Source organism: Xanthomonas sp. 3307 (genome assembly GCF_014199735.1).
GTDB classification, from domain to species: Bacteria; Pseudomonadota; Gammaproteobacteria; order Xanthomonadales; family Xanthomonadaceae; genus Xanthomonas_A; species Xanthomonas_A rydalmerensis.
The window spans coordinates 23,730-48,189 of the sequence record NZ_JACHOG010000006.1 but is presented as its reverse complement, the minus strand read 5'-3'; the positions used below and the strand labels follow the sequence as shown (position 1 = coordinate 48,189).

General features: G+C 69.0%; 16 protein-coding genes and 1 riboswitch. Of the genes, 13 read left to right on the top strand and 3 right to left on the bottom strand.

Features of this window, described 5'->3' with window-relative positions; translation table 11 throughout:
• Positions 1-43 precede the first annotated feature (43 nt).
• The 3 genes from GGR64_RS14845 to GGR64_RS14835 all read left to right on the top strand — a co-directional run bounded on the left by GGR64_RS14845 (position 44) and on the right by GGR64_RS14835 (position 3,716).
• Entirely contained in the window at positions 44-412 is a 369-nt protein-coding gene (locus GGR64_RS14845; protein WP_184646791.1) for a hypothetical protein, read from the top strand.
• 156 nt (positions 413-568) lie between these two features.
• Positions 569-2,716, top strand: coding sequence for a S46 family peptidase (locus tag GGR64_RS14840; RefSeq protein WP_184646789.1), 2,148 nt, complete (start codon positions 569-571; stop codon positions 2,714-2,716).
• 385 nt (positions 2,717-3,101) lie between these two features.
• Entirely contained in the window at positions 3,102-3,716 is a 615-nt protein-coding gene (locus GGR64_RS14835; RefSeq protein WP_184646787.1) for a DNA-3-methyladenine glycosylase, read from the top strand.
• A gap of 242 nt (positions 3,717-3,958) precedes the next feature.
• Here the strand turns inward: GGR64_RS14835 and GGR64_RS14830 are convergent, their stop codons facing one another.
• Positions 3,959-4,504 carry a gluconokinase gene (locus GGR64_RS14830; protein WP_184646785.1) on the bottom strand — a complete coding sequence of 182 codons (546 nt, stop codon included), beginning with the start codon at positions 4,502-4,504 and terminating at the stop codon, positions 3,959-3,961.
• A 236-nt stretch (positions 4,505-4,740) separates the two neighbouring features.
• Positions 4,741-7,167: an AAA family ATPase gene (locus GGR64_RS14825; protein WP_184646783.1), complete on the bottom strand. Its 2,427-nt coding sequence runs from the start codon at positions 7,165-7,167 to the stop codon at positions 4,741-4,743.
• Between the two features lie 275 nt (positions 7,168-7,442).
• Between GGR64_RS14825 and GGR64_RS14820 the strand changes: the two genes are divergently transcribed.
• The 4 genes from GGR64_RS14820 (at position 7,443) to GGR64_RS14805 (ending at position 16,504) form a co-directional block, all read left to right on the top strand.
• A complete protein-coding gene (locus tag GGR64_RS14820) occupies positions 7,443-10,874 on the top strand; it encodes a PAS domain-containing hybrid sensor histidine kinase/response regulator (RefSeq protein WP_184646782.1) in 3,432 nt (1,143 codons plus the stop codon).
• Between the two features lie 145 nt (positions 10,875-11,019).
• Entirely contained in the window at positions 11,020-12,852 is a 1,833-nt protein-coding gene (locus GGR64_RS14815; protein WP_260303032.1) for a sulfotransferase, read from the top strand.
• 324 nt (positions 12,853-13,176) lie between these two features.
• On the top strand, positions 13,177-15,888 hold the full coding sequence (locus tag GGR64_RS14810) for a TonB-dependent receptor (RefSeq protein WP_184646778.1): 2,712 nt from the start codon (positions 13,177-13,179) through the stop codon (positions 15,886-15,888).
• 136 nt (positions 15,889-16,024) lie between these two features.
• Complete coding sequence (locus GGR64_RS14805) at positions 16,025-16,504, top strand: hypothetical protein (protein WP_184646776.1); 480 nt, start codon at positions 16,025-16,027, stop codon at positions 16,502-16,504.
• A gap of 292 nt (positions 16,505-16,796) precedes the next feature.
• Here the strand turns inward: GGR64_RS14805 and mntP are convergent, their stop codons facing one another.
• Positions 16,797-17,372 carry a manganese efflux pump MntP gene (gene mntP / locus GGR64_RS14800; protein ID WP_184646774.1) on the bottom strand — a complete coding sequence of 192 codons (576 nt, stop codon included), beginning with the start codon at positions 17,370-17,372 and terminating at the stop codon, positions 16,797-16,799.
• A 506-nt stretch (positions 17,373-17,878) separates the two neighbouring features.
• A riboswitch (cobalamin riboswitch) is annotated at positions 17,879-18,079 on the top strand.
• A gap of 138 nt (positions 18,080-18,217) precedes the next feature.
• On the opposite strand from mntP, the gene GGR64_RS14795 reads away from it, so the two are divergent.
• From GGR64_RS14795 to GGR64_RS14770, 6 genes are read left to right on the top strand one after another with little or no spacing between them, the layout of a single operon-like run.
• Positions 18,218-19,732, top strand: coding sequence for a CoA-acylating methylmalonate-semialdehyde dehydrogenase (locus GGR64_RS14795; RefSeq protein WP_184647032.1), 1,515 nt, complete (start codon positions 18,218-18,220; stop codon positions 19,730-19,732).
• Between the two features lie 11 nt (positions 19,733-19,743).
• A complete protein-coding gene (locus GGR64_RS14790; protein WP_184647030.1) occupies positions 19,744-20,922 on the top strand; it encodes an acyl-CoA dehydrogenase family protein in 1,179 nt (392 codons plus the stop codon).
• Positions 20,919-21,728, top strand: a complete 810-nt coding sequence (locus tag GGR64_RS14785) for an enoyl-CoA hydratase (RefSeq protein WP_184646772.1) — start codon at positions 20,919-20,921, stop codon at positions 21,726-21,728. The genes GGR64_RS14790 and GGR64_RS14785 overlap by 4 nt, the downstream gene beginning before the upstream one ends.
• Positions 21,713-22,900 carry an enoyl-CoA hydratase/isomerase family protein gene (locus GGR64_RS14780; protein ID WP_184646770.1) on the top strand — a complete coding sequence of 396 codons (1,188 nt, stop codon included), beginning with the start codon at positions 21,713-21,715 and terminating at the stop codon, positions 22,898-22,900. Before GGR64_RS14785 ends, GGR64_RS14780 begins: the two co-directional genes overlap by 16 nt.
• The gene (gene mmsB / locus GGR64_RS14775; RefSeq protein WP_184646768.1) at positions 22,897-23,787 is read left to right on the top strand and encodes a 3-hydroxyisobutyrate dehydrogenase; all 891 of its coding nucleotides are present in this window, start codon (positions 22,897-22,899) and stop codon (positions 23,785-23,787) included. The genes GGR64_RS14780 and mmsB overlap by 4 nt, the downstream gene beginning before the upstream one ends.
• Positions 23,784-24,446 (top strand): epoxyqueuosine reductase QueH, encoded by a 663-nt coding sequence (locus GGR64_RS14770; RefSeq protein WP_184646766.1) that lies wholly within the window; start codon positions 23,784-23,786, stop codon positions 24,444-24,446. The genes mmsB and GGR64_RS14770 overlap by 4 nt, the downstream gene beginning before the upstream one ends.
• The last annotated feature ends 14 nt before the right edge of the window (positions 24,447-24,460 follow it).

Below are 24,460 nucleotides of genomic sequence, written 5' to 3'. Positions count from 1 at the left end.
CTATCGACTTCCTATGAATCCTCAAAGCCGCGCGCATAGAATTTTGCGCACACTAGAAAACTTCGTTATATCGAAGGAAAGTTGTTCTGTCCCCGAAGAGTTCAGAGACGTATCGCTTGGTAACTTTCTCGGGCTCTATGAAAATAGAGCAGAGCATGTTGGAGATATCGCGTTCTTCTCGGAGGGGGTGGCATGGCGCGAAAACATGGAAGTGCTTCAAGTCAAGTATGGGGAAATACTCTCTAACTCGCTTCCTCATGAGAAGAAGAGTCTATGTTTGCTCATTCGACTTTCCTCTGAGAGGGAAGTGCTGATGCCTGTCACAGGCGTCAAGGACGGTAGATTCTTTGACTCACTGCAGGTCACAAGGTTTTTAAACAGAGTTGTAGAGGATCTTCAGAAAAAAAGATGACCTTCTAACAGCGACGAACGCACCGTGTACTTACCAAACGGGCTCCGGTAGCGCTTCGATGGGAGGGAGTTGGTGCGTGTTCCCAGGATGCGACCTGGGCTGGTTGGCACAAGCCGCATGCTAAGGTCTGGTCCTGTCTTGTTCCCGAACCGTTCCATGCCCATTCCTGCCAAGCTCGCCGCCTCACTCACCTTAAGCCTTGCCCTGACCGCCACAGCCCAAGCCGACGAGGGCATGTGGATGCCGTCGCAGATGCCGGAGCTAGCCGAGCCGCTGCACGCGGCTGGCTTCCAGGGCGATCCACAGGCGCTGGCCGAGGTGACGCAGCCGCCGCTGAGTGCGGTGGTGAAGGTCGGAGGCGGAACCGGTGCGTTCGTCTCCGCGGATGGGTTGCTGTTGACCAATCACCACGTCGCCTACGGGGTGATCCAGTACAACACCTCGGCGAAGGAGAACCTGATCGAGAACGGGTTCATCGCGCGGGATCGCGCCGACGAGCGCGCGGCCAATCCCGATTTCCGGGTGCTGGTGACGGTGGGCTTCGACAAGGTCACCGATCAGGTGCTGGGGTCGGCCAAGGGCAAGACGGGGCGCGCCTACTACGATGCGGTGGATGCGGCGAGCAAGCGGATCGTTGCCGACTGCGAGCGCGAGGCTGGGGTGCGCTGTAGCGTGGCCAACATGTACTACGGCACGGACTTCTACCGGATCCGCCAGCTGGAGCTGCGTGACGTGCGCCTGGTGTATGCGCCGCCGCGGGCGATCGGCAACTACGGCGACGAGATCGACAACTTTATGTGGCCCCGGCACAGCGGCGATTTTACCTTGCTGCGCGCCTACGTAGGCAAGGACGGCAAGCCGGCGGACTACAGCGCCGACAACGTGCCCTACCAGCCGCCGGCGCATCTGCAGATCGCCATCGATGGGCCGAAGGCCGGGGATTTTGCGATGCTGGCCGGTTATCCGGGCATCACCTATCGGCATCGCACGGCGGCCGAGTTCGCCGAGCAGGTGGAGGCGACGTTGCCGCAGCGAGTGGCGGTGCTGGACCAGTTGATCGAGGTGATCGAGGCGTCTGGCAAGGCCGATGTGGAGGCGCGCACGCGCTACGCGTCGCAGCTGCAGTCGCTGAAGAACAACCGCAAGCGGGCCGCCGGCGAACTGGAAGGGCTGCAGCGCAGCGATGCGGTACGACTGCGCGCCGATGACGAGCGCGGCATGCCCGCGGCCACCCACGGCAGCGACGCGCGCGACATCGCCGCGTTGCAGAAGCTTCTCGGCCAGGCTTCGGCGCTGCGCGAACGCGACCTGCTGCTGGGACTGATGGCCACGCAGACGCAGGCGCTGCGTTCGGCACTCACCCTGGAACGGCTGAGGCTGGAGGCGGCCAAGCCGGACGATCAGCGCGAGAGCGGCTATCAGCAGCGCGACCTGGCGCTGATCGAGGGCATGCTCAAGCAGGTGCAGCGTCGTTATTCGCCAGCCGTGGAGAAGGCGCTGCTGACGACGCTGCTGACCCGCTACCAGCAGCTGCCGGAGGCGCAGCGGGTGCCGGAGTTCGATGCGGCGTTCGGGCGGACGCCGGCGCAATTGCAGGCGGCGCTGGACAAGGCCTATGCCGGCACCGCGCTGGGCACCGAGGCCGAGCGCTTGTCGCGCTTCGTGGCCGCGCGCGAGGGCAAGGCGCCCGCGGCCGATCCGTTGCTGGCGCTGGCCGCAACGCTGGTGCCGGCGCAGTTGCGGCTGGATGACGAGCGCAAGGCGCGCGAGGGCGAGCAGTTGCGGCTGCGCCCGGCCTACATGCGTGCGCTGTTCGCCTGGCGCAAGCAGCAGGGGCGTGCGGTGTATCCAGATGCCAACAGCACGCTGCGGATCAGTTATGGCCGCGTCGAGCCGTTGGCGCCGCGCGATGCGGTGAGCTTCGCGCCGCTGACCACGGTGGCCGGCATCGTCGAGAAGAACACCGGCAAGGAGCCGTTCGATGCACCCAAGCCGCTGCTGGCGGCGATTGCCAAGGGTGACTTCGGAAGCACCGCCGATCCACAGACGAAAACGCAGCCGGTGAACTTTCTGACAAATCTGGACACCACCGGCGGCAACTCCGGCTCGCCGGTGCTCAATGCGCGCGGTGAGCTGATCGGCTTGAACTTCGACAGCAACTGGGAGGCGGTCAGCGCCAGTTGGTGGTACGACCCGCGCTACAAGCGCGCGATCCACGTGGACATGCGCTATCTGCGCTGGCTGATGGCCAAGGTGTATCCGGCACCGCAATTGCTGAAGGAGTTGAACGTTCCGCAGGAGTGAGTGGGCAAGTTGGGACGCGGACGATGCTTGGCGTTGCCTCAAGCAGAATCGGGGCGGGGCATGCGATGTGCCCTGCGTCCTGATGCGGTGGTGGCATGACTGGTAAAACCCAGTCGCCGTCGCAGCGGTCGAACACGCTCCGCACCCCGGCGGCTGCCGCGGCTAGGGAGCTGCCACCGTTCGTCGCGATGCGCGGTTCGCCGTCGGAGACGAGGAAGAAGATCGTGATTCTGGAGCCCTCCATGTGTCGGGACTGAAGTCCCTCCCACACTGGCGGCATGCGGCGCCGTTGGCAGTCTTAGCATTCGGTTGGAAGAATCACGATGCTCGAAATGCACCGTCGCGGCTCACTCAGCGACCCTGCCGCAGGGCTTAGACTTATCGGATGGATCTGCTTGTCGCTAAGCCCTTGTCACGTGCGTTTTATGCGCGTGATGCCCGTGTGGTGGCGCCGGAACTATTGAACAAGCTGCTCATCGCGGCCGACGGTCGTTGCGGACGCATCGTCGAGGTGGAGGCCTACTGCGGTGCGGAGGATCCGGCGGCGCACTCGTTCCGCGGCATGACCCCGCGCACGCGGGTGATGTTCGGCCCGCCCGGGCATCTGTACGTGTACTTCATTTACGGCATGCACTGGGCGCTCAATGCGGTGTGCGGCGGTGCGCCGGGGCATGCGGTGCTGATCCGCGCGCTGGCGCCGGTGGCGGGGATCGAGGCGATGCAGCTGGCACGCGGCGCGGTGCGCACGGCCGATCTCACCCGTGGACCGGGGCGATTGGCGAAGGCGCTGGGCGTGTCGGGCGCGGACAACGGGCTGGACCTGACCACGCCGCAGTCGCGCCTGTGGCTGGGCCAGGACGGGACGCCGCCGCCCGTCGCGCCGGTCGTCACCAAGCGCGTGGGTATCAGCAAGGCGATGGACGCGCCGTGGCGCTGGCATGTGCCCGACGAGGCGAACGTGTCGCGCTTCGTGGCGGGTCGGGCGAAGCGCCGCGGGTAGTTGGCGCTTGTGGGCATCGTCGTCCTACAAGCTGCAAGAAGGCCGGCGCCTTGCTCGACGTCACAAGCCAAAGGCACGCTATGCGGTTATGACGGAAGGCGCTGCGGTTCGGTCACGAAAGCCTGTCTCAGATATCTTTTCTTCGTTCGTCGCGGCTGAAGCCGCTCCTACGACAGGCAAGCTGCATCATCACCGCGACAAACCTGGCTTGCATGATTGAGGGTGTACCGACGAGGCACACGCTAGGCGATCGCGGCGCTTGCATCCAGTTGCGCGATGGCATCGGCCACGACCGTGGCGAACGGTGCGTCCACGTCCACCGAAATCACGTCGGGCTCGTCCAGCGGGAGCTCCAAGGTGTCGAGCTGGCTCTGCAGCAGCGCCGGTGGCATGAAGTGGCCGTGACGCGTGGCCAGGCGCTCGGCGATCACGTGCGCGGCCGCGTGCAGGAACACGAAGCGCATCGGCACGCCTGTATCGCGCAACTGTTGCCGATGTGCTTTGCGCAGCCCGGAGAAGGCCAGCACGACGCTCTGCCCGGCATCGACCGACGCGCGCAGGCGCTGCGCCAGGGCGGCGACCCAGGGCGCGCGTTGCGCGTCGCTGAGCGGGATGCCGTGCGCCATCTGCGCCTTGGCGGCGGCGCTGTGGAAATCGTCGGCGTCCAGGAAGGTCAGCCGGTAGTGCGCCGCCAGCGCCTGGGCGACGCTGGTCTTGCCGCTGCCGGACACGCCCATGACGACGATGGCTTCGGCGCGTGGCGGCAGGGACGAGGCGGGTTGGGTCACGTGGTGCGGTCCTGTCGGGTCCCACGCATGATGCCAGCGTGGACGTTGTGTCGACGTGCAGCGCAGCTGTCACCAGGTCGTGCGCCTTTCGCGCCCCAGCCCTGGCAGCTGCTGTTGGTGGGTGCGCCGCGGAAACCGGATTCTGTCTGGACCCTGGCGTCGGGGCTGAAGCCCCTCCCACAGGGACTCCAGTCGGCGCTCCTGGTGACGCACCACCGCATCTTCCGGCCCGGTGTTTACGTCGCCGCACTCGCCGTCTCGACCAGATCATCCCACTGCAGCCGCGTACCGGAGGCGTCGTCGCTGTCCTGCAAGGCACGGCGGACGGCGCGGCGCATGGCGCGGCTGATCCAGTTCTGCAAGTCGCGACCGGAGTGGCCTTCGCTGCGATCGGCGATCCAGGCCGCCGCGGCGTCCGCGTCGAGATCCAGCGGCTTGCCATGCAGCAGGCGCGCGACGATGGCGGTACGCGCCGCGTGGTCGGGCAAGGCGATGGCGATCTGCCGGTCCAGTCGCGACAGTAGCGCCGGGTCGATCGCGGCGGCATGGTTGCTGGCGGCGAGCAGGAACACCTGGCCCGCGTGGCTGGCGACGCCGTCCAGTTCCTGCAGCAACTGGCCGACGATCTCGCGGGTGAAGGCGTCGTCGCCGTCGGCACCGCGCGCCGGCGCGACGATGTCCAGTTCGTCGACGAACACGATGCACGGCGCCTGCGCCCGCGCACGCTCGAACGCGGCCTGCACGCGCTGGCCGGACTGGCCGAGGTAGCCGGCCTTGAGGTCGGCGCTGCTCAGGGCGATGAAGGTCAGGCCCGACTGGCTGGCGAGGATGCGCGCGACCTGGGTCTTGCCGGTGCCCGGCGGGCCGACCATCAGGATACCGCGCGGCACCGGCACGCCCAGCGTGGCCAGGGTCTCGGCATTGCGCAGTTCCTTGCCCAGGCCGACGAACTCCTCGACGGTGGCGGCTGGCAGCACGATGTCGTCCCACCCGAGCGTGACGACGGCGGTGGAACCCTTGCCACGCAGCGCGCGCAGTTGCGCCAGCAGGGTGGCGTTGTCGAGCGTGCCGTCGACGCACTCGGCGGCGACCCGCGCGACCAGTGTGTGCAGGTCGCGGCCGGAGAGGCCACTGCTGTCGGCGATCACCTGCGTATCCGGCTCCAGGGCGAAACCGGCCCGCCGCAGTTCGGCGCCGAGGATGCGGGCACGCGCCGTGGCGTCGGGCAGGCCGATGGCGATGCTGGCGGTGAAGCGCGACAGGATCGCATCGTCCAGCAGCGCCGGGCGGTTGGTCGCGCCGATCACCAGCACTTGTCCATGCGCGGCGTGGAAACCGTCCCATTCGGCGAGAAAGGTCTGCACCAGCTCGGCGCCGAAGCTGTCGCTGTCGGTGCCGCCGCGGCGCGCGAACACGCTTTCGCATTCGTCGATGAACAGGATCGCCGGTGCGTGCTCGCGGCAGCGCTGCCAGATCGCCTGCACCTTGGGACCGGTGTGGCCGATGTGCGCGGCCTTCAGGTCGGCCACGCCCAGCGCCTCGAAATGGCAGCCGGCATGGCGTGCCAGCTTGCGCGCGATCAGCGTCTTGCCGGTGCCCGGCGGCCCATGCAGGAGCATGCCTTTCGGCGCCGGGGCGCGTCCGGATACGAACAGGTCCACCAGTTTCAGGATCTGGTCGAGCGTGGCGTCGGGCAGGGCGATGTCGGCCCAGTGCCGCTGCACCGCATCCAGGCTCTGCAGCCGCTGCTGCAGCGCGCGTTGCTGGACGCGCGCGGTCTCCCACGCCTGCACGTGATCGTGCAGCGCGGCGATCGGGGCGGCATCCTCCACGGCGTCCTGCGCGAGCGCGAGCGCCATGGCGTGCAGCGCCTGCGGCGCGGTCTCGGTCACGGCGTGGTCGAGGACGATGCAGGCCGCGGCGTGGTCGGTGCCGGGCAGTACGATCAAGGCGAGCAGGCGCGGTTCGGCAGCGCCGTCATGCAACGCCAGCAGGCGCGCGCCGGACAGATCGCCATGCAGGGCGGGAATGGACCAGCGGCCATGCAAGGCACGCTGCGGCCATGGTGCGCGGGTGACCGTGTACATGGAGGCCGCATCGCGTTGCGCCGCGTCGGCCACCTGCACCAGCGCCAGCGGCATGCGTGCGAATGCGTGCAGCGCGCGCCGCTCGGCATGGCTGTGGTGCCAGGCCAGCAACTGTGCACCGGCGGCGACCAGCAGGCCGTACGCCAGTAACGAAGGCAGCAGGCTTTGCAGCAGCAGGCTGCCATCGCCGTGCTGGCCGACCTGGCGCCACCAGTCCAGGAAGCCACGCGTCTCGCCCAGCCAGTGCGCACTCGTCCATGGCAGTACCAGCAGCAGGAGGCCGAGCAATGCCGCCCGCCAACGCCAGTCCGGCAGCAGCGGCCGCAGCAGCAATGCGGGCCCCCAGGCGCGGCGGCGTTCGCGCCGCACCGCCGCACGCGACGCGGCCTGGGCGTGCGCCATGAAACGGTGCCGAAGCGCGGCCACCGCCTGCTCCACCGCCGGCAGATGCCGCTCCACCTCCGTCTCTGCTTGCGTTTGGCGCGCCTGCGCCTGCTGCACCTGCGCGAGCAGGCGTTGCGTCTGCTGCTGCAGCGCTGGCGGGGGCGTCGGCGAGGCGGCCGGGATGCAGGACATCAGCGGGGGCGGGCGCAGGTGGTCACCGCGCGCATCTTAGCCCGAGCGCCGGTCGGGCTGCCGTGGCTGGCTGCGGTGGGAGATCGCCCATGCTGGATACGGCAGGCCGGCGTGAGGCGGTTGCTTCTTCTTTGCACGAGCACAGAAAAGGAACGCGCCGCAAGGCGAAAGCTTTGCCTTTGCCCTGGCTGGGCGAGACGCACGAGCCGAACCCCCGACTACGCCGAAACCCAGCGCACGCTCTAGACTGCACGCATCGTCGTGGGGGCTCGCCTTTGGTTTCCAGTTGGATCCTGCTGCTGGTGTCGGTCGGCTATGCGGCGCTGCTGTTCGCGGTGGCGTGGTGGGGCGACCGCCGTCCGCTGTACCCGGAGCGGCCATGGTTGCGGCCGGCGGTGTACAGCCTGGCGCTGGCCGTGTACTGCTCGTCGTGGACGTTCTACGGTGCAGTCGGCAGCGCGGTGCGCAACGGCGCCGGCTACCTGCCGATCTATCTGGGCCCGCTGCTGATGCTGCTGTTCGGCTGGCGCATCGTCGAGCGCCTGGCGCTGATCGCGCGCAGCGAGAACACGGTGTCCATCGCTGACTTCATCTCCTCGCGCTTCGGCCGCTCGCGGCGCCTGGCCGCGCTGGTGGCGGTGATCGCCCTGGTCGGCGTGGTGCCGTATCTGGCGCTGCAGTACAAGGCGGTGGCGATGAGCCTGCAGGTGCTCAGCGGCCAGTCCAGCGCCGGTGCGCCGTTCTACGCCGACCCGGCGTTGTACGTGGCGTTGGGGATGGCGCTGTTCGCCACCTTGTTCGGCACCCGCCAGGTCGATGCCACCGAGCACCACCACGGCATGATGCTGGCGATCGCGCTGGAGTCGGTGGTGAAGCTGCTGGCGATGGTGGCGGTGGGCGTGTTCGCCTACGTGTGGCTGTCCGTGCGCGACGGCGGCCAGGTGCTGCAGTCGGCGCGCACGCTGTTCCAGAACACCCCGCCGGTGGGCTTCATCTCGCAGACCCTGCTCAGCTTCCTGGCGCTGGTGTGCCTGCCGCGGCAGTTCCACGTGGCGGTGGTGGAGTGCAGCGACGTCGGCGACATCCGCAAGGCGCGCTGGCTGTTCGGCCTGTACCTGGTGCTGATCTCGGCGATGGTGGTGCCGATCGCCGCGGCCGGCATCGCGCTGTTCGGCGGCGGCGACGTGGCCGACGACAGCATCGTGCTGGCGCTGCCGCTGGCCGAAAGCCGCACCGCGCTGGCGCTGGTCGCCTACGTGGGCGGGTTCTCCGCCGCCACCGGCATGGTCATCGTCTCCAGCATCGCGTTGGCGACGATGATCAGCAACGACCTGGTGATGCCGGTGCTGCTGCGCCGCCGCGGGCACCAGGCGGCCGGTGCCGACGTGGCCTCGAAGGTGCTGTGGATACGCCGCCTGGCGATCCTGCTGCTGGCGCTGATCGCCTACGGTTACTACCGCAGCAGCAGCAACGACACGACGCTGGCCTCGTACGGGCTGATGGCCTTCGCCGCGGTGGCGCAGTTCGCGCCGGGGGTGATCGGCGGCCTGTACTGGCGCGGCGCCAGCCGCAAGGGCGTGGAGACCGGCATGGTGCTGGGCTTCGCCACCTGGATCTACACGCTGCTGCTGCCAGCGCTGACCCAGGCCGGCTGGCTGGCGCCGGCCTGGCTGCTGGACGGGCCGTTCGGCATCTCCTGGCTGCGCCCGCAGCAGCTGTTCGGCATGAGCGGCTGGGACCCGCTGGCGCACGGGACGTTCTGGTCGCTGCTGGTCAACGTCGGCACCATGATGCTGGTGTCGGCGCGTTGGCGGCCGGGCCTGGACGAGCGCCTGCGCGCGGCGCCGTTCCTGGAGCCGTACTCGCAGCGCCCGGCGGTGGCGGGCGACTGGCTCGGGCAGGTGCGCGTGATCGATCTGCAGGCGCTGGCCGAGCGCATGGTCGGCGAACGCCACGCCCGCCGCGCCTTCGCCGAGCAGGCGCAACTGCTTGGCCGCGAGCCGCAACCCAATGCCGTGGCCGACCGCGCCTGGGTGCAGTTCACCGAGCGCCTGCTCGCCGCCTCGATCGGCGCGGCCTCCGCGCGCCTGGTGCTGACCAGCCTGCTGCGCGGCTCGGGCATGGACCTGGGCGAGGTGGTGGCGGTGCTCGACGAGGCCGGGCAGGAGCTGCGCTTCAACCGCGAGATCCTCTCCACCACGCTGGAGAACATCAGCGCCGGGGTCAGCGTGGTCGATCCGGCGATGCGCCTGACCGCATGGAACCGCCGCTACCAGCAGATGTTCGGCTACCCCGACGGCATGCTCTACGTCGGCCGGCCAGTCGCCGACCTGATCCGCTACAACGCCGAGCGCGGCGAACTCGGCGGCGGCGAGGTCGAGGACCAGATCGCCCGCCGCATCGCGCACATGCGCGCCGGCACCCCGCACGTGTTCGAACGCACCCGCAGCGACGGCAAGGTGATCGAGATGCGCGGCCAGCCGCTGCCCGGCGGCGGCTACGTCACCAGCTACAACGACATCACCGACTACAAGCGCGCCGAACAGGCGCTGCTCGAGGCCAACGAGACCCTGGAGCAGCGCGTGGCCGATCGCTCGCGCGAGGCCGAGCTGGCGCAGCAGTCCAAGACGCGCTTCCTGGCCGCGATCAGCCACGACGTGTTGCAGCCGCTCAACGCCGCACGCCTGTTCGCCTCGGCCTTGCGCGATGCGCATCAGAGCGAGGAGCAGCGGCACCTGGCCGAGCGCGTGGATGCCTCGCTGCGCGCGGCCGAGGAACTGCTCGACGGCCTGCTCGACGTGTCGCGGCTGGATGCCGGCGGCCTGCGCCCGACCATCGAGGACGTCGATGCCGGCCTGCTGCTGCGCGAACTGGCGGCGCAGTACAGCCCGATCGCCGCCGGCCGCGGGCTGCGGCTGCACGTGTACGCGCGCCCGCTGTGGGTGCGCAGCGATCGCCGGCTGCTGCGCCGGGTGCTGCAGAACTTCCTTGCCAACGCGCTGCGCTACACCCGCCAGGGCCGCATCGTGCTGGGCATGCGCCGCCGTGGCGCGGCGCTGGAACTGCAGGTCTGGGATACCGGCCCCGGCATCCCGCCGCACCACATGCAGCAGATCTTCGACGAGTTCCAGCGCTACCAGCAGCCGTTCGACTGGGGCGAGCAGGGGCTGGGCCTGGGCCTGTCGATCTGCCAGCGCATCTCGCGCCTGCTCGGCCACGACCTGGACGCGCGCAGCCGCGTCGGCCACGGCAGCATGTTCTCCATCAGCGTGCCGCGGGCGGCGCCGCCACCGCAGGCGCAGCAACGCGCGCCACGCGCGGCGGCGGCCGCCGACTCGCTGGCCGGACTGCGCGTGCTGTGCGTGGACAACGACCAGGAGATCCTCGACGGCATGCGCGCACTGCTCGGCCGCTGGCAGGTGGAGGTGATCTGCGCCAGCACCGTTGACGAGGCGCTGGCGCAGGCCGCGCGCGCGCCGCACGTGATGCTGGTCGATTACCACCTGCACGACCGGCTCGACGGCCTGGAGACGCTGGACGCGCTGCGCGCGGCGATGCCCGGGCCGGTGGCCGGCGCGCTGCTCACCGCCGACGGCCGCGACGAACTGAAGCTGCAGGCCCGCGAGCGCGGCTACCGGCTGCTGACCAAGCCGGTCAAGCCGGCCTCGCTGCGCGCCTTCCTCACCGCCTATCACGATCCGATCTAGGGACCGTCGTGTGTTTTGTAACGGCAATGTATGCGCTGTGTGGCAAGTGGCGGCGCGGCCGGCGTGGCGCACGGCGCGGGCGGGCGGCTAAGGTGGTGGACCGCCCACCACCCGCCTGCGCATGACCTCCCTGGACGACACCGCGATGCCTTCGCTTCCGGACCTGCTGGCGGCGCTGGAGGCCGGCCAGGCGCAGACGCTCGAACACGGTGCCCGCGCCTATCTGCGGCAGCGCCCCGACGATGTCCTGGCCAGCAGCCTGCTGGCGATGAGCCTGCAGATGCAGGGCCAGCCGGCGCCGGCCGCCGCCGTGTACCGCGCGCTGGCCGAGCGCGAGCCGCACGAAGTGGCGCACTGGAACAACCTGGGCACGGCGCTGCGCGAGGCCGGCGAACCCGGCCCGGCCGGCGAGGCCTATCTTCGCGCCCGCGCGCTGGCGCCGGACGATCCGCTGCCGCACCACAATCTGGGCCTGCTGGCGATGGACGCCGGCGACTACGCCGCTGCCCGCGAACATTTGCTCGATGCGCATGCGCTGGCGCCGCAGGCCCCGCCGCTGTGCGTGCACGCGGCGATGGCCTGCCACGAATGCGGCGACTTCCAGCGCGTACAGGCACTGATCGCCGACTGGCGGCAGTGGCCGCCGCTGGGTCCGGACACCACCGTGGAACTGGCCTGGCTGCTGTCGCAGGGCGGCGCGACCGATGTCGCCTGCACGCTGCTGCGCGCCTGCGCCGAAGGACCGATGGCACAGCCGGCGCGGGCCTGGTCGCGGCTGGTGCTGGTGCTCGAACGCGCCAATCGCCTGCCGCAGGCGCGCGAGGCCGCCGCGCAGCTGCCGCCGCCGGAGCGGATCGACGACCCCGACGTGCGCCAGGACGCTGCCAACGCGCTGGCGGTGCTGGCCATGCGCGAGGGCCACTGGCAGCAGGCGCATGCGCTGCTGCGCGGGCTGCTGGCCGACGGCAGTGCGGTCGACCGGCGCAAGCAGAGCAATCTGTTCTTCGCCCTGGCGCGGGTCTGCGACCGCCTGGGCCTGCATGACGAAGCGCTGGATGCCTGCGCGCAGGGCCACGCCGGCCAGGTCGACGGCCTGGCCGCGCTGGTGCCGGAACTGGCGGCGGCGGATGCGCCGCCGTTGCCGGTCGCGCGTTCTCGCTGGGACCCGGCGCGCCATGCCGCGGCGCGGCCGGTGAAGGCGCCGGCGATGGCGGACTCGCCGATCTTCGTGGTCGTCTTCCCGCGCTCGGGTACCACCTTGCTGGAACAGATGCTCGACGCCCATCCGCAGTTGGTCGCGATGGACGAGCGGCCGTTCCTGCAGGGACTGGCCGATCGCCTGGAGGCCCGCGGGGTGGCCTGGCCGGACGGGCTGGGCGACCTCGACGATGCCGCCTGCGCCGAGTTGCGCGCCGAGTACTGGCAGGCGGTGCGCGGGGTGGTGCAACTGCAGCCGGGCCAGCGCCTGGTCGACAAGAACCCGTTGAACCTGCTGCGCCTGCCGCTGATCCGGCGGCTGTTCCCGGAGGCCCCGGTGATCCTGGCGTTGCGCCATCCCTGCGATGTGCTGCTGAGCTGCTACATGCAGGCGTTCCGCTCGCCGGCCTTCGCCCTGCTGTGTTCCAGCCTGCCGCGGTTGGCCCGCGGCTATGCCGATGCGATGGAGTTCTGGCTGTATCACGCCGCCTTGCTGCAGCCGCGCGCGCTGGAATTGCGTTACGAGGACCTGGTGGCCGACCCGCAGGCGCAGGTGGCGCGGTTGGGGCAGTTCCTGCACCTGGAGCAGCCGGAACGCCTGCTGGAGTTCCAGCGGCATGCGCAGGGCAAGGGCTTCATCAGCACGCCGAGCTACGCGCAGGTGGTGGAGGGCATCAACCGCAAGGCCCTGGACCGCTGGCGTGCCTACCAGGATGCCTTCGCCCCGGTGCTGCCGGTACTGCAGCCGTTCCTGCGGCGCTGGGATTACCGCGGCGCTTGAGGCGCGCGCGGTTGTCTGAACCGTTCCCGTCTGCCGGTTGAACGGCAAGGACGCCGCGTGCGCTGCAGCCTGTTGCAGTGGCGTTTTTGTCAGGCCCTGGCGCACGTTGGCACACCGAAACAACACCCCTCTTATAAAAAACTAACAAGTGCCTGACGGTCCTGTAATGGACCGCAGGCCCGAGGCATCCATTCCACCCGCCGCGCAGCCGCGCGTTCGGGACGCTTCGCGCCTGCGTGCAGCGCTGGCGCTTGTCGCACATCACATGAGGTCTTCCCGATGTCCGTAGCAAAGAACAGACTCGCCCACGCCGTTTGCCTGGCCATGGCGACGCTTCCCGCCACGCTCTATGCGCAGAGCGCCGCGCCGGCGGCGGCCGCGTCCGGCGATGCGCCGGTGACCCTGGACAAGCTCACCGTCACCGGTTCGCTGGTGCGTCGCGTGGACGTGGAGACCGCCAGCCCGGTCGCCGTGGTCGATCGCCAGCAGATCCAGCAGAGCGGCAAGCAGACCCTGGGCGATCTGCTGCAGGCGCTGCCCGGCATCGCCGGTGCCGCCACCAACCCGCAGGTCAACAACGGCGGCGGCGACGGCGCCTCGACCATCTCGCTGCGCGGCCTCGGCGACGAGCGCACGCTGATCCTGATCGACGGCCACCGCATCCAGAACAACGACGTCAACTCGATCCCGGCCAACATGATCGACCACGTCGAAGTGCTGAAGGTCGGCGCCTCGGCGATGTACGGCTCCGACGCCATCGGCGGCGTGGTCAACTTCATCCTGCGCAAGAACTTCGAAGGCGGCGAAGTCTCGGCCAACTATGGCCAGACCAGCCGCGGCGACGGCGCGCGCCAGGGCGGCAGCTTCACCTTCGGCAAGACCTGGGACCGCGGCAACGTCGTGGTCGGCCTGGACTACAACAAGCAGAAGGAGGTCTCCACCGCCAACCGCGCGTTCTCCAAGTACGCGATGTACCTGTCCAGCGGCAGCGTCTACAAGGGCGGTTCCGCGCGCACGCCGACCGGCTACTACAAGCTGCCGGCGGCGACCCTGGCGGCCAACGGCTGCGCCGCCGACGGCGCGCTGACCGGCAACGGCAGCGGTGGCTACAAGTGCTACAGCTCCTCGGCCGATTCCTACAACTACGAGGCGCAGAACCTGCTGCTGACCCCGCAGCAGCGCGTCGGCGGCTTCGTGCTCGGCAGCTTCAACATCACCGACTCGATGCAGGCGTACGTCAACGCCTACCACAACCACACCATGTCCAACTTCGCGATCGCGCCGCTGCCGCTCGACGCGCAGAACGACGGCATCACCATCGCCGCCAACAATCCGTACAACCCGTTCGGTGTGGAGTTCGGCCCCAACGGCTACGAGTATCAGACGCGCTTCACCTCGCTCGGCCAGCGCGAAGGCTTCTACGACACCGCCACCGATCAGGACGTGATCGGCCTGAAGGGCGGTATCGGCGACAGCAGCTGGGTGTGGGACGCCAACTTCAACTACGGCCACTACCGCCAGCGCAACTGGAGCCACGGCTACGTCGATTACGCCGCGCTGCAGAACGCCATCAACGCCGGGCAGGTCAACATCCTCGACCAGGGCAGCCCGACCACGGTCGCCTGGCTGCAGAGCAACGAGTCGATCCCGCGCCAGGAAACCACCACCATCATGCGCCAGTGGGAGGCCAGCGCCAACGGCAGCCTGTGGGAGATGCCGGCCGGTGCCGCGCAGCTGGCGGTCGGTGCGCTGTACCGCAAGGAGAGCCTGAGCTCCAGCGTGTCGGCCAACGCGCTGATCAACAGCGACAACACCTGTGCGGTCTCCTCCGAAGCCTGCGCCTCGCCGCTGAGCGGCAGCTTCAACGTCAAGGAAGCCTACGCGCAGTTGTTCATGCCGGTGCTGGAGCAGTCCTCGCCGATCGGCGCGCTCAACCTGACGCTGAGCGACCGCTACTCCGACTACAGCAGCGTGCGGTCGGGCAACAACAGCGCCTCGTTCCAGGTGGAATGGCGGCCGATCCACGACCTGATGGTGCGTGGCACCGCGGCGCAGGTGTTCCGCGCGCCGACCATCACCGACATCTACCAGGGCCCGACCGCCGACGCGCCGAACTTCATCGATCCGTGCGTCGGCTATAGCGGCAGCGGCCATGATAACGCCTGCGCCGGCGTGCCGGCCGGCTTCAGCGGCACGGGCCTTTCGCAGACCAACGCGATCAAGTCCGGTGCCACCTATGTCGGCTACCAGCTCAAGCCGGAGAAGGGCACCTCGTTCGACTACGGCCTGGTCTACAGCCCCGAGTACGTGCCGGGCCTGTCGGTCAACCTCGACTGGTGGAAGGTCAAGCTCAATGATCTGATCCAGCCGATCTCCGCGCAGACCGTGGCCGACCTCTGCTACAACGACAACAACAGCCCGTACTGCAGCTACATCCACCGCTATCCCGCCAGCAGCGTCAGCGCCGGCAACATCGACTACATCCAGACGCCGGTGGTGAACATCGGCAAGCTCAATACCCAGGGCATCGACCTGGGCGCGAGCTACGCGCTGCCCGCCACCGACTACGGCAAGTTCACCGTGACCGTGGACAGCACCTACCTGCACCGCTACGACATCGACACCGGGGACACGGTGGTGCACATGGCTGGGCGCTACAACTCGTCCTACGGCAACTACGCGCACTGGCGCGCGCATGCCCTGCTCGGCTGGAAGCTGGGCAACTGGGATGCGAGCTGGACCACGCGTTGGGTCGGCAAGATGCAGGTCGGCAGCGGCGACCTGACCCAGAACATGTCCGCCGACGCGCAGTTCAAGGGCGTGGTGCTGGACTACGGCAGCTACATGTACCACGCGCTGCAGGTGGGTTACGACATGGCCGGGGCGAACCTGCGCCTGGATCTGGGCGTGGACAACCTGACCAACAAGCAGCCGCCGATGATGTATCAGAACAACGTGTTGAACGCGAACACCGACGTGAGCACCTACGACACGCTCGGCCGCTATTACTGGATGCGGGCCACGTACAAGTTCTAATACCGTTGTTGCAAAGGAAATGGTATCGGCGCCCCATCATGGGGCGCTGATTTCATGTGTCGTGGTTTGTTGTCGGTTTGATGCTGGTGAGGATCTCAAGAAAATTTCTTCAATTTCAACGGCAAGGATTTAGCTCATGAAATTTGCATATGGTCTGCTGGGTGTAGTGCTGTCCGCCTCGTCCTTCGGCGCAAGTGCCACCGTCGTCACCGACAGGGTCGATGAGATATTCATTCAATGCGCCGACTGCGCAGTGGCGAAAAATACGGACGCCGTACTGGGCTACGTGAAGATCGCGCTTAGTGCCTACGCATCCGCAGCAAGCAGTAAGGGTTGGGGGCCGGTCAAGGTCGGCAACCAAGTCCAGATCGAGAAGTACGCGCAGACACCCGGCGGCTATCTCCTTGTCGATCACTATTACACGATCAAGAATCTTCCGGTCACGTCCTTCAATGACTTGATCGATGGAGGTGTCGAACGGGATTCGGACGTCAGAGCCGTTCCCGCGCGGGCGCAAGCGGAAGCTTCAATGAAGGGCGATGTTGCCAGCTTCGTCGAAAGCTTCGCCGATTCCGGCGGAGTAACGACGATTTATGGATTCTTCCCGCAGAACTGATGCATGTTGATCGCGTCGCGCCACCCAATTCCCTGGGTGGCGCGGGGCGATGCCATCACTGCAGCGGTGGCTGAGCCTCACCAGTTGCGCATGCTCACGGTCGATGCCTGATGCTGCGCCTGCTGGATGCCCCTGCACGCGTGCCTGCCGCCGCGCTGCGGCGGCAAATCATCCGCTCACCTATCTGGTTCACCGCCAAGCCGGCGCGAACCACGCCACCGCATTGGCGGAGCGCACACAATGTCGTCGCGCATCCCCAATGCTGGCCGACCACATGGCGCGGCCGCAGCGATCAACCTGCGCCGTGCAGATGCTCGAACAGGATGGTGCTGCCGATCGCGATCAGCAGGGCGCCGCCGACGATCTCCGCCCGCTTGCCGGCGAGCGCGCCGAGCGCGCGGCCGAGCATGATGCCCAGGGTGACCATGGTCAGCGTGCACAGGCCGATGATGGCCGCGACCTCGACGATGTTCACTTCGAGGAAGGCCAGGCCGACGCCGACCGCCATCGCGTCGATGCTGGTGGCAAAGCCGGTGGCGGCCAGGCTCCAGAAGCCATGGCGCTTGGGCGCGGCGTCCTCCGGTGCGTCGCTCTCCGGCTTGAGGCCGGCAACGATCATGTGCACGCCCAGCGCGCCGAGCAGGCCGAAGGCGATCCAGTGGTCGAAGGCGACCACGTACTTGGACGCGGCCTGGCCCAGCACCCAGCCCAGCGCAGGCGTCAGCGCCTCGATGCAGCCGAAGATCAGGCCGGCGCGCAGCGCGTCGGCCCAGCGTGGGCGTTGCATCGCCGCGCCCTTGCCGACGGCGGCGGCGAAGGCGTCGGTCGACATGGCGATGCCGAGCAGGAGAATCGAAAGAAACGACATGGGGGACCGTACCGGGACAGGCGACAACGACGAGCGCGCGCGCCCGGCCTTCGCCTTGCGCACTCGCCGCTGGTCTCGCCAACCGAACTGGCTGCCCGTACCACGGCGCATCGGCCGAGTGTGTTGACACGGGCGCTGTCCGCGCAGGTCGGACAGCAGGCTACTCCCCAAGGGGACGCGCAGTCTAACAGCGGCCAACTGCGGCGAACATCCCTGGAACGCACGCGAACCTGCAGCTTCTCTTCTTAGCATCGGCTATAGCGGGGCGTGCCGGCCGGCGTTCCGCGTGGGGTGCTGCGATGGCCCGCAGCGCCCGTGATCACTGCAGCGCATTCGGTTGATCGCTGCAGGGAATCCGGTGTCGCCGCTGCGGCGCTGTGCATGCTGGTGATACGCGCCGCCTGCTTAGGCGAACGCGGCTGTGCGCGGTCGGCAATGGCGGCGCTGCGTGCTGACGCCAACACCGCGCGCTGCGCTGCAGCGTGTTGCTGTTGCCGCGGCGCGACTACACTGGCCACGCTTCAGGTGCCTGGTCGTCGCAAGACGCACCGGGTGAAACGGGAAGCCGGTCCGATTCCGGCGCTGCCCCCGCAACGGTAGGCGAGAACACCCGACAACAGACCACTGCGCAAGCGGGAAGGTGTCGGGGTGATGCGGTCCCGCATTGCTCGCAAGCCCGGAGACCGGCCTGACGTGGACGTCCTGCGACGTTCTTTCTCGGGTGTTGCGGTGGGCAACCTGACGAGCGGAACGACGTCGGGGCCCTTGCGCCGCGCGTTCGCTTGTCCTGTCCATCGCCGCCCGCCCGGTGGTGATGCGATGAGGAGACAGGACCCGTGAACCAGATGACCCGGACCGGCGCCGACGTGGCGACCGTCAAGCTCTTGATCGACGGTGCGTTCGTCGAATCCAGCAGCAGCCAATGGCGCGAGGTCGTCGATCCGGCGACCCAGGACGTGCTCGCGCGCGTGCCGTTCGCCACGGCCGCGGAAGTGGATGCCGCCGTGGCCGCCGCGCAACGCGCGTTCGCGAGTTGGCGCAAGACGCCGATCGGCACCCGCGCGCGGATCTTCCTGGCCTATCAGCAACTGATCCGTGCGCACATGGGCGAGCTGGCGGCGATCCTCACCCGCGAGCAGGGCAAGACCCTGGCGGACGCGGAAGGCGACGTGTTCCGCGGCCTGGAAGTGGTGGAACAGGCCGCGGCGATCGGCAACCTGCAGCTCGGCGAACTGGCCAACAACGTCGCCAACGGCGTGGATACCTACACGCTCTTGCAGCCGTTGGGCGTGTGCGCCGGCATCACCCCGTTCAACTTCCCGGCGATGATCCCGCTGTGGATGTTCCCGATGGCCATCGCCACCGGCAACACCTTCGTGCTCAAGCCATCCGAGCAGGATCCGCTGGTGACCATGCGCCTGGTCGAACTGGCGGTGCAGGCGGGCGTGCCCAAGGGCGTGCTGAACGTCGTGCATGGCGGCGCCGAGGTGGTCGATGCGCTGTGCGACCACCCCGACATCAAGGCGCTGTCGTTCGTCGGCTCCACCAAGGTCGGCACCCATGTCTACCGGCGTGCGGCGCTGGCCGGCAAACGCGTGCAATGCATGATGGGCGCCAAGAACCATGCGGTGGTGTTGCCGGATGCGGCGCGCGAGCAGACCCTCGACGCGCTGGTGGGGGCGGCCTTCGGCGCTGCCGGGCAGCGCTGCATGGCCGCCTCGACGGTGGTGCTGGTCGGCGCGGCGCGGCAGTGGATTCCGGCATTGGTGGCCAAGGCGCAGACGCTGAAGGTCAACGCCGGCAGCGAACCCGGCACCGACCTGGGGCCGGTGATCTCGCGCAGCGCGCGCGAGCGCATCGAAGCGCTGATCGCCACCGGCATCGCCGAGGGCGCGACGCTGGAGCTGGACGGACGCAACCCGACCGTGCCCGGGTTCGCGCACGGCAACTTCGTCGGCCCGACGATCTTCTCCGGGGTCGCGCCGGGCATGCGCATCTACGACGAGGAGATCTTCGGCCCGGTGCTGGTGATCCTGGAGGCGGCCACGCTGGAGGACGCGATCGCCCTGGTCAACGCCAATCCGAACGGCAACGGCACGGCGCTGTTCACCCAATCCGGCGCCGCCGCACGCAAGTTCCAGGAGGAGATCGACGTCGGCCAGGTCGGCATCAACGTGCCGATCCCGGTGCCGGTGCCGTTGTTCTCGTTCACCGGTTCGCGTGCGTCCAAGCTCGGCGACCTCGGCCCCTACGGCAAGCAGGCGGTGCAGTTCTATACGCAGACCAAGACCGTCACCGCGCGCTGGTTCGACGACGCTGGCGCCGGGCAGGGCGTCAACACCACGATCCGCCTGTCGTGATGGCCACGGCGATGCAGTGGCCGCTGGAGCAGCCGGCCGATGCCGGCCTGGACGAGGCGCAGCGCGCCTATCGCGAGGCCGCGCGCGGCTTCGCCCAGGCCGAACTGGCGCCGCACGCGGCGCGCTGGGACGCGAACGGGATCTTTCCGCGCGAGGCGATCGGCAAGGCCGGCGAACTCGGCTTCTGCGGCCTGTACGTGGACGAGCACGCCGGTGGCAGCGGGCTGTCGCGCCTGGATGCGGCGATCGTGTTCGAGGAACTGGCCGCGGTCGATCCGTCCACCGCCGCCTTTATCAGCATCCACAACATGGCCACCTGGATGCTGACCCATTTCGCCACGCCGGCCGTGCGCAACGACTGGGGCGCGGCGTTGGCCAGCGGCAGCAAGCTCGCCTCGTACTGCCTGACCGAACCCGGTGCCGGCTCCGATGCGGCCGCGCTGAAGACCCGGGCGGTGCGCGACGGCGACGGCTACCGCATCGACGGCAGCAAGGCGTTCATTTCCGGCGCCGGCGCGACCGACATGCTGGTGGTGATGGCGCGCACCGGCGAGGACGGCCCGCGCGGGATCAGTGCCTTCGCGGTGCCGGCCGATGCGGCGGGCATCGCCTACGGGCGCAACGAAGACAAGCTCGGCTGGCATAGCCAGCCGACCCGCGCGGTGAACTTCGACGGCGTGCGCGTGCCGCTCGCGCATCGCCTGGGCGAGGAAGGCGAGGGCTTCCGCATCGCGATGCGCGGCCTCGACGGCGGTCGCCTCAACATCGCCGCGTGCTCGCTGGGCGCGGGGCAGGGCGCGCTGGATGCGGCGCGGCGCTACCTGGGCGAGCGCCGCCAGTTCGGCAAGAAGCTCGCCGAGTTCCAGGCGCTGCAGTTCACGTTGGCCGACATGGCCACGCAACTGGTCGCCGCGCGGCAGATGGTGCACACCGCCGCGCGCAAGCTCGATGCCGGCGCGCGCGATGCCACGGTGTGGTGCGCAATGGCCAAGCGATTCGCCACCGATGCGGGCTTTTCGATCTGCAACGACGCGCTGCAGCTGCACGGCGGCTACGGCTACATCCGCGAGTATCCGGTCGAGCGCCTGCTGCGCGACAGCCGGGTGCACCAGATCCTGGAAGGCACCAACGAAATCATGCGCGTGATCGTCGCGCGCCACCTGCTGAACACCGAAGAGGAATTGCGATGAGCGTTGCCGACACCTCCTACCGCGGCCGGGACTGGACCGGGCTGGCCCTGCAGATCGACGGCCACACCGCCGTGGTGACCCTGTCCAATCCGCCGGCCAACACCTGGACGGTGCACAGCCTGCGTGCGCTGGGCGAACTGGTCGGCGCGCTGGACGCGGATCGCGACATCTATGCATTGGTGCTCGTCGGTGCCGGCGAGAAATTCTTCAGCGCCGGTGCCGACCTCAACCAGTTCGCGGACGGCGACAAGGCACTGGCGCGCGAAGCGGCACGCCGCTTCGGCGAGGCCTTCGAGGCGCTGAGCCGATTCCGCGGGGTCAGCATCGCCGCGATCAACGGCTATGCGATGGGCGGCGGGCTCGAAGCGGCGCTGGCCTGCGACCTGCGCATCGCCGAGGCGCAGGCGCAACTGGCGCTGCCCGAAGCGACGGTGGGCCTGCTGCCCTGCGCCGGCGGCACCCAGAACCTGCCGCGGCTGGTCGGCGAAGGCTGGGCCAAGCGCATGATCCTGCTCGGCGAACGGGTCGATGCCGAGACCGCGCTGCGGATCGGCCTGGTCGAGGAGGTCGTGCCGAGCGGGCAGGCGCTGGCGCGCGCGCTGGAATGGGCAGCCAAGGCGGCGCGGCAGAGTCCGATCAGCGTGGCCGCGGCCAAGCGCCTGGTGCAGGCTACCCGCGCGCAGTCGCACGCGAGCGCGCTGGTGAGCGAGCGCGAGGCGTTCGTGGACCTGTTCGACAGCGCCGACCAGGCCGAAGGCGTCAACGCCTTCCTCGGCAAGCGCGCGCCGCAATGGAGCAACGCGTGAGCGCGCCGGCCGCCGACGCCGCTGCGGTGCTGTTTGAGACGCGCGCCGCCGCCGAAGGCCGCCGCCTCGGCATTGCCACGCTCAACGCGCCACGCACCCTCAATGGCCTGTCGCTGGAGATGGCGCGCCTGCTGGATGCGCAGCTGACGCAGTGGGCGCAGGACCCGACAGTGGCGCTGGTGCTGCTGCAGGGTGCGGGCGAAAAGGCATTCTGCGCCGGTGGCGACCTGCATGGCCTGTATCGCGGGATGCGCGCGCGCACCACCGAGGGCGCCGCCCTGCACGAGGATCCGCGCGGCGATGCGCACGCCGAGGCGTTCTTCGAAACCGAGTACCGCCTCGACTACCGCATCCATACCTTCCCCAAGCCGGTGCTGTGCTGGGGCCACGGCATCGTGATGGGCGGCGGGATCGGGCTGATGGCGGGCGCCAGCCACCGCGTGGTCGGCGAACGTTCCCGGCTCGCCTTCCCCGAGATCAGCATCGGCCTGTTCCCGGATGTCGGCGGCAGCTGGCTGCTGTCGCGGGTGCCGGCGCATGCGGGCCTGTTCCTGGCCTTGACCGGCGCGCCGCTCGGCGCCGGCGATGCGATCTATGCCGGCATGGCCGACGTGCACGTGCCGGAGGCGGCACGCGCGGAGGTGCTGGACGCCCTGCAGGCGACGACCTGGCCGGATGCCGCGCACGACACCTCGCGCGCGCTGGACGCGCTGCTGGCCCGCTTCGCCACGCCTGCGCCGGCCGGCCCGTTGCAACGGCACGCCGCGGCGATCGCCGATGCCTGCGCGCATTCCACGCTGGACGCGGTGGTGGCGGCGATCGCCGGCCTCGACGCCACCGATCCGTGGATCGCGACGGCGCAGGCCACGCTGGCCGCCGGCGCGCCGGGCTCGGCGCGGCTGGCCTTCGAACTGCAGCAGCGCGCCGCGGCCCTGTCATTGGCCGAGGTGTTCCGCCTGGAGTACACCGTCGCCTTGCACTGCGCCGCGCATGGCGATTTCGCCGAAGGCATCCGCGCACTGTTGATCGACAAGGACCGCGCCCCGCGCTGGCAGCCGGCCACCCTCGACGCCGCATCCGCGGCCTGGGCGCGCGCCTTCTTCCATGCGCCCTGGCCGGCGCAGGCCCACCCCCTGGCCGTTCTCGGCCGCCACACGGAGACCAGCGCATGAGCCGGATCGCCTTTATCGGCCTGGGCAACATGGGCGGCCCGATGGCCGTCAACCTGATCAAGGCCGGGCACGTGCTGCGCGTGTTCGACCTCAACCGCGCCGCCGTCGAGGCCGCAACGGCGGCCGGCGCGCAGGCGGCCGACAGCGCGCCGGCGGCGGTCACCGACGCCGAGGTGGTGATCTCGATGCTGCCGGCCAGCCGCCACGTCGAAGACCTGTTCCTCGGCCCGGACGGACTGCTCGCGCACATTCCTGCTGGCGCGCTGCTCATCGACAGCAGCACGATTGCTCCCGCGTCGGCACGCAAGGTGGCCGCTGCGGCCGTGGCCCGCGGTCTGCAGCCGCTGGATGCGCCGGTGTCCGGCGGCACCGCCGGCGCCGCTGCCGGTACCTTGACCTTCATCGTCGGCGGTCCGGCCACCACCCTGGAGCGCGCGCGGCCGGTGCTGGAGGCGATGGGCCGCAACATCTTCCACATGGGCGAGGCCGGCGCGGGGCAGGTCGCCAAGCTGTGCAACAACATGGCGCTGGGAGTGATCATGGCCGCGACTGGCGAAGCGCTCGCGCTCGGTGCCGCGCATGGGCTGGATCCGGCGGCGCTGTCGCGGATGATGGCGGTCAGCACCGGCCGCAGCTGGGCCACCGAGGTCTGCAATCCGTGGCCGGGCGTGCTGGAACAGGCGCCGGCCTCGCGCGGCTACAGCGGTGGCTTCGGCAACGATCTGATGCTCAAGGACCTGGGCCTGGCGGCGGAAGCGGCGATGGCCACCGGCGCGGCGATCCCGCTCGGCGAACTGGCGCGCAACCTGTACGCACTGAATCGCCACCAGGGCCGCGGCGGCCTGGACTTCTCCAGTGTCGTGCAACTGCTGACGGAGGCCCCATGAGCAATGTCCGCGAGCGCCTGACCCTGCCCGGCGGCGGCGGACGCCTGCTGCTGCACTCGTGCTGCGCGCCGTGCTCGGGCGAACTGATGGAGTCGTTCGTCGAGTCCGGCATCGACTACACGGTGTTCTTCTACAACCCCAACATCCACCCGGCCAAGGAATACGAGCTGCGCAAGCAGGAGAACATCCGCTTCGCCGAGCAGCATGGGGTGCCCTTCGTCGATGCCGACTACGACACCGACCACTGGTTCGCCCGCGCCCGGGGCATGGAGAACGAACCGGAGCGCGGCATCCGCTGCACGATGTGCTTCGACATGCGCTTCGAGCGCACCGCGCTGTACGCGCACGAACACGGCTATGCGGTGATGACCAGTTCGCTGGGCATTTCGCGCTGGAAGGACATGCGCCAGATCACCGACAGCGGCATCCGCGCGGCCGCCCCGTACCCGGACCTGACCTACTGGGACTACAACTGGCGCAAGCATGGCGGCGCCGCGCGCATGATCGAGATCAGCAAGCGCGAGCACTTCTACCAGCAGGAGTACTGCGGCTGCGTGTATTCGCTGCGCGATACCAATCGCCATCGCCGCGCGCAGGGCCGCGAGCGGATCAAGCTCGGCGTGCTGTTCTACGGCGACGAGGAGGGGACATCGGACTGAGCGTGGCCTGCAGG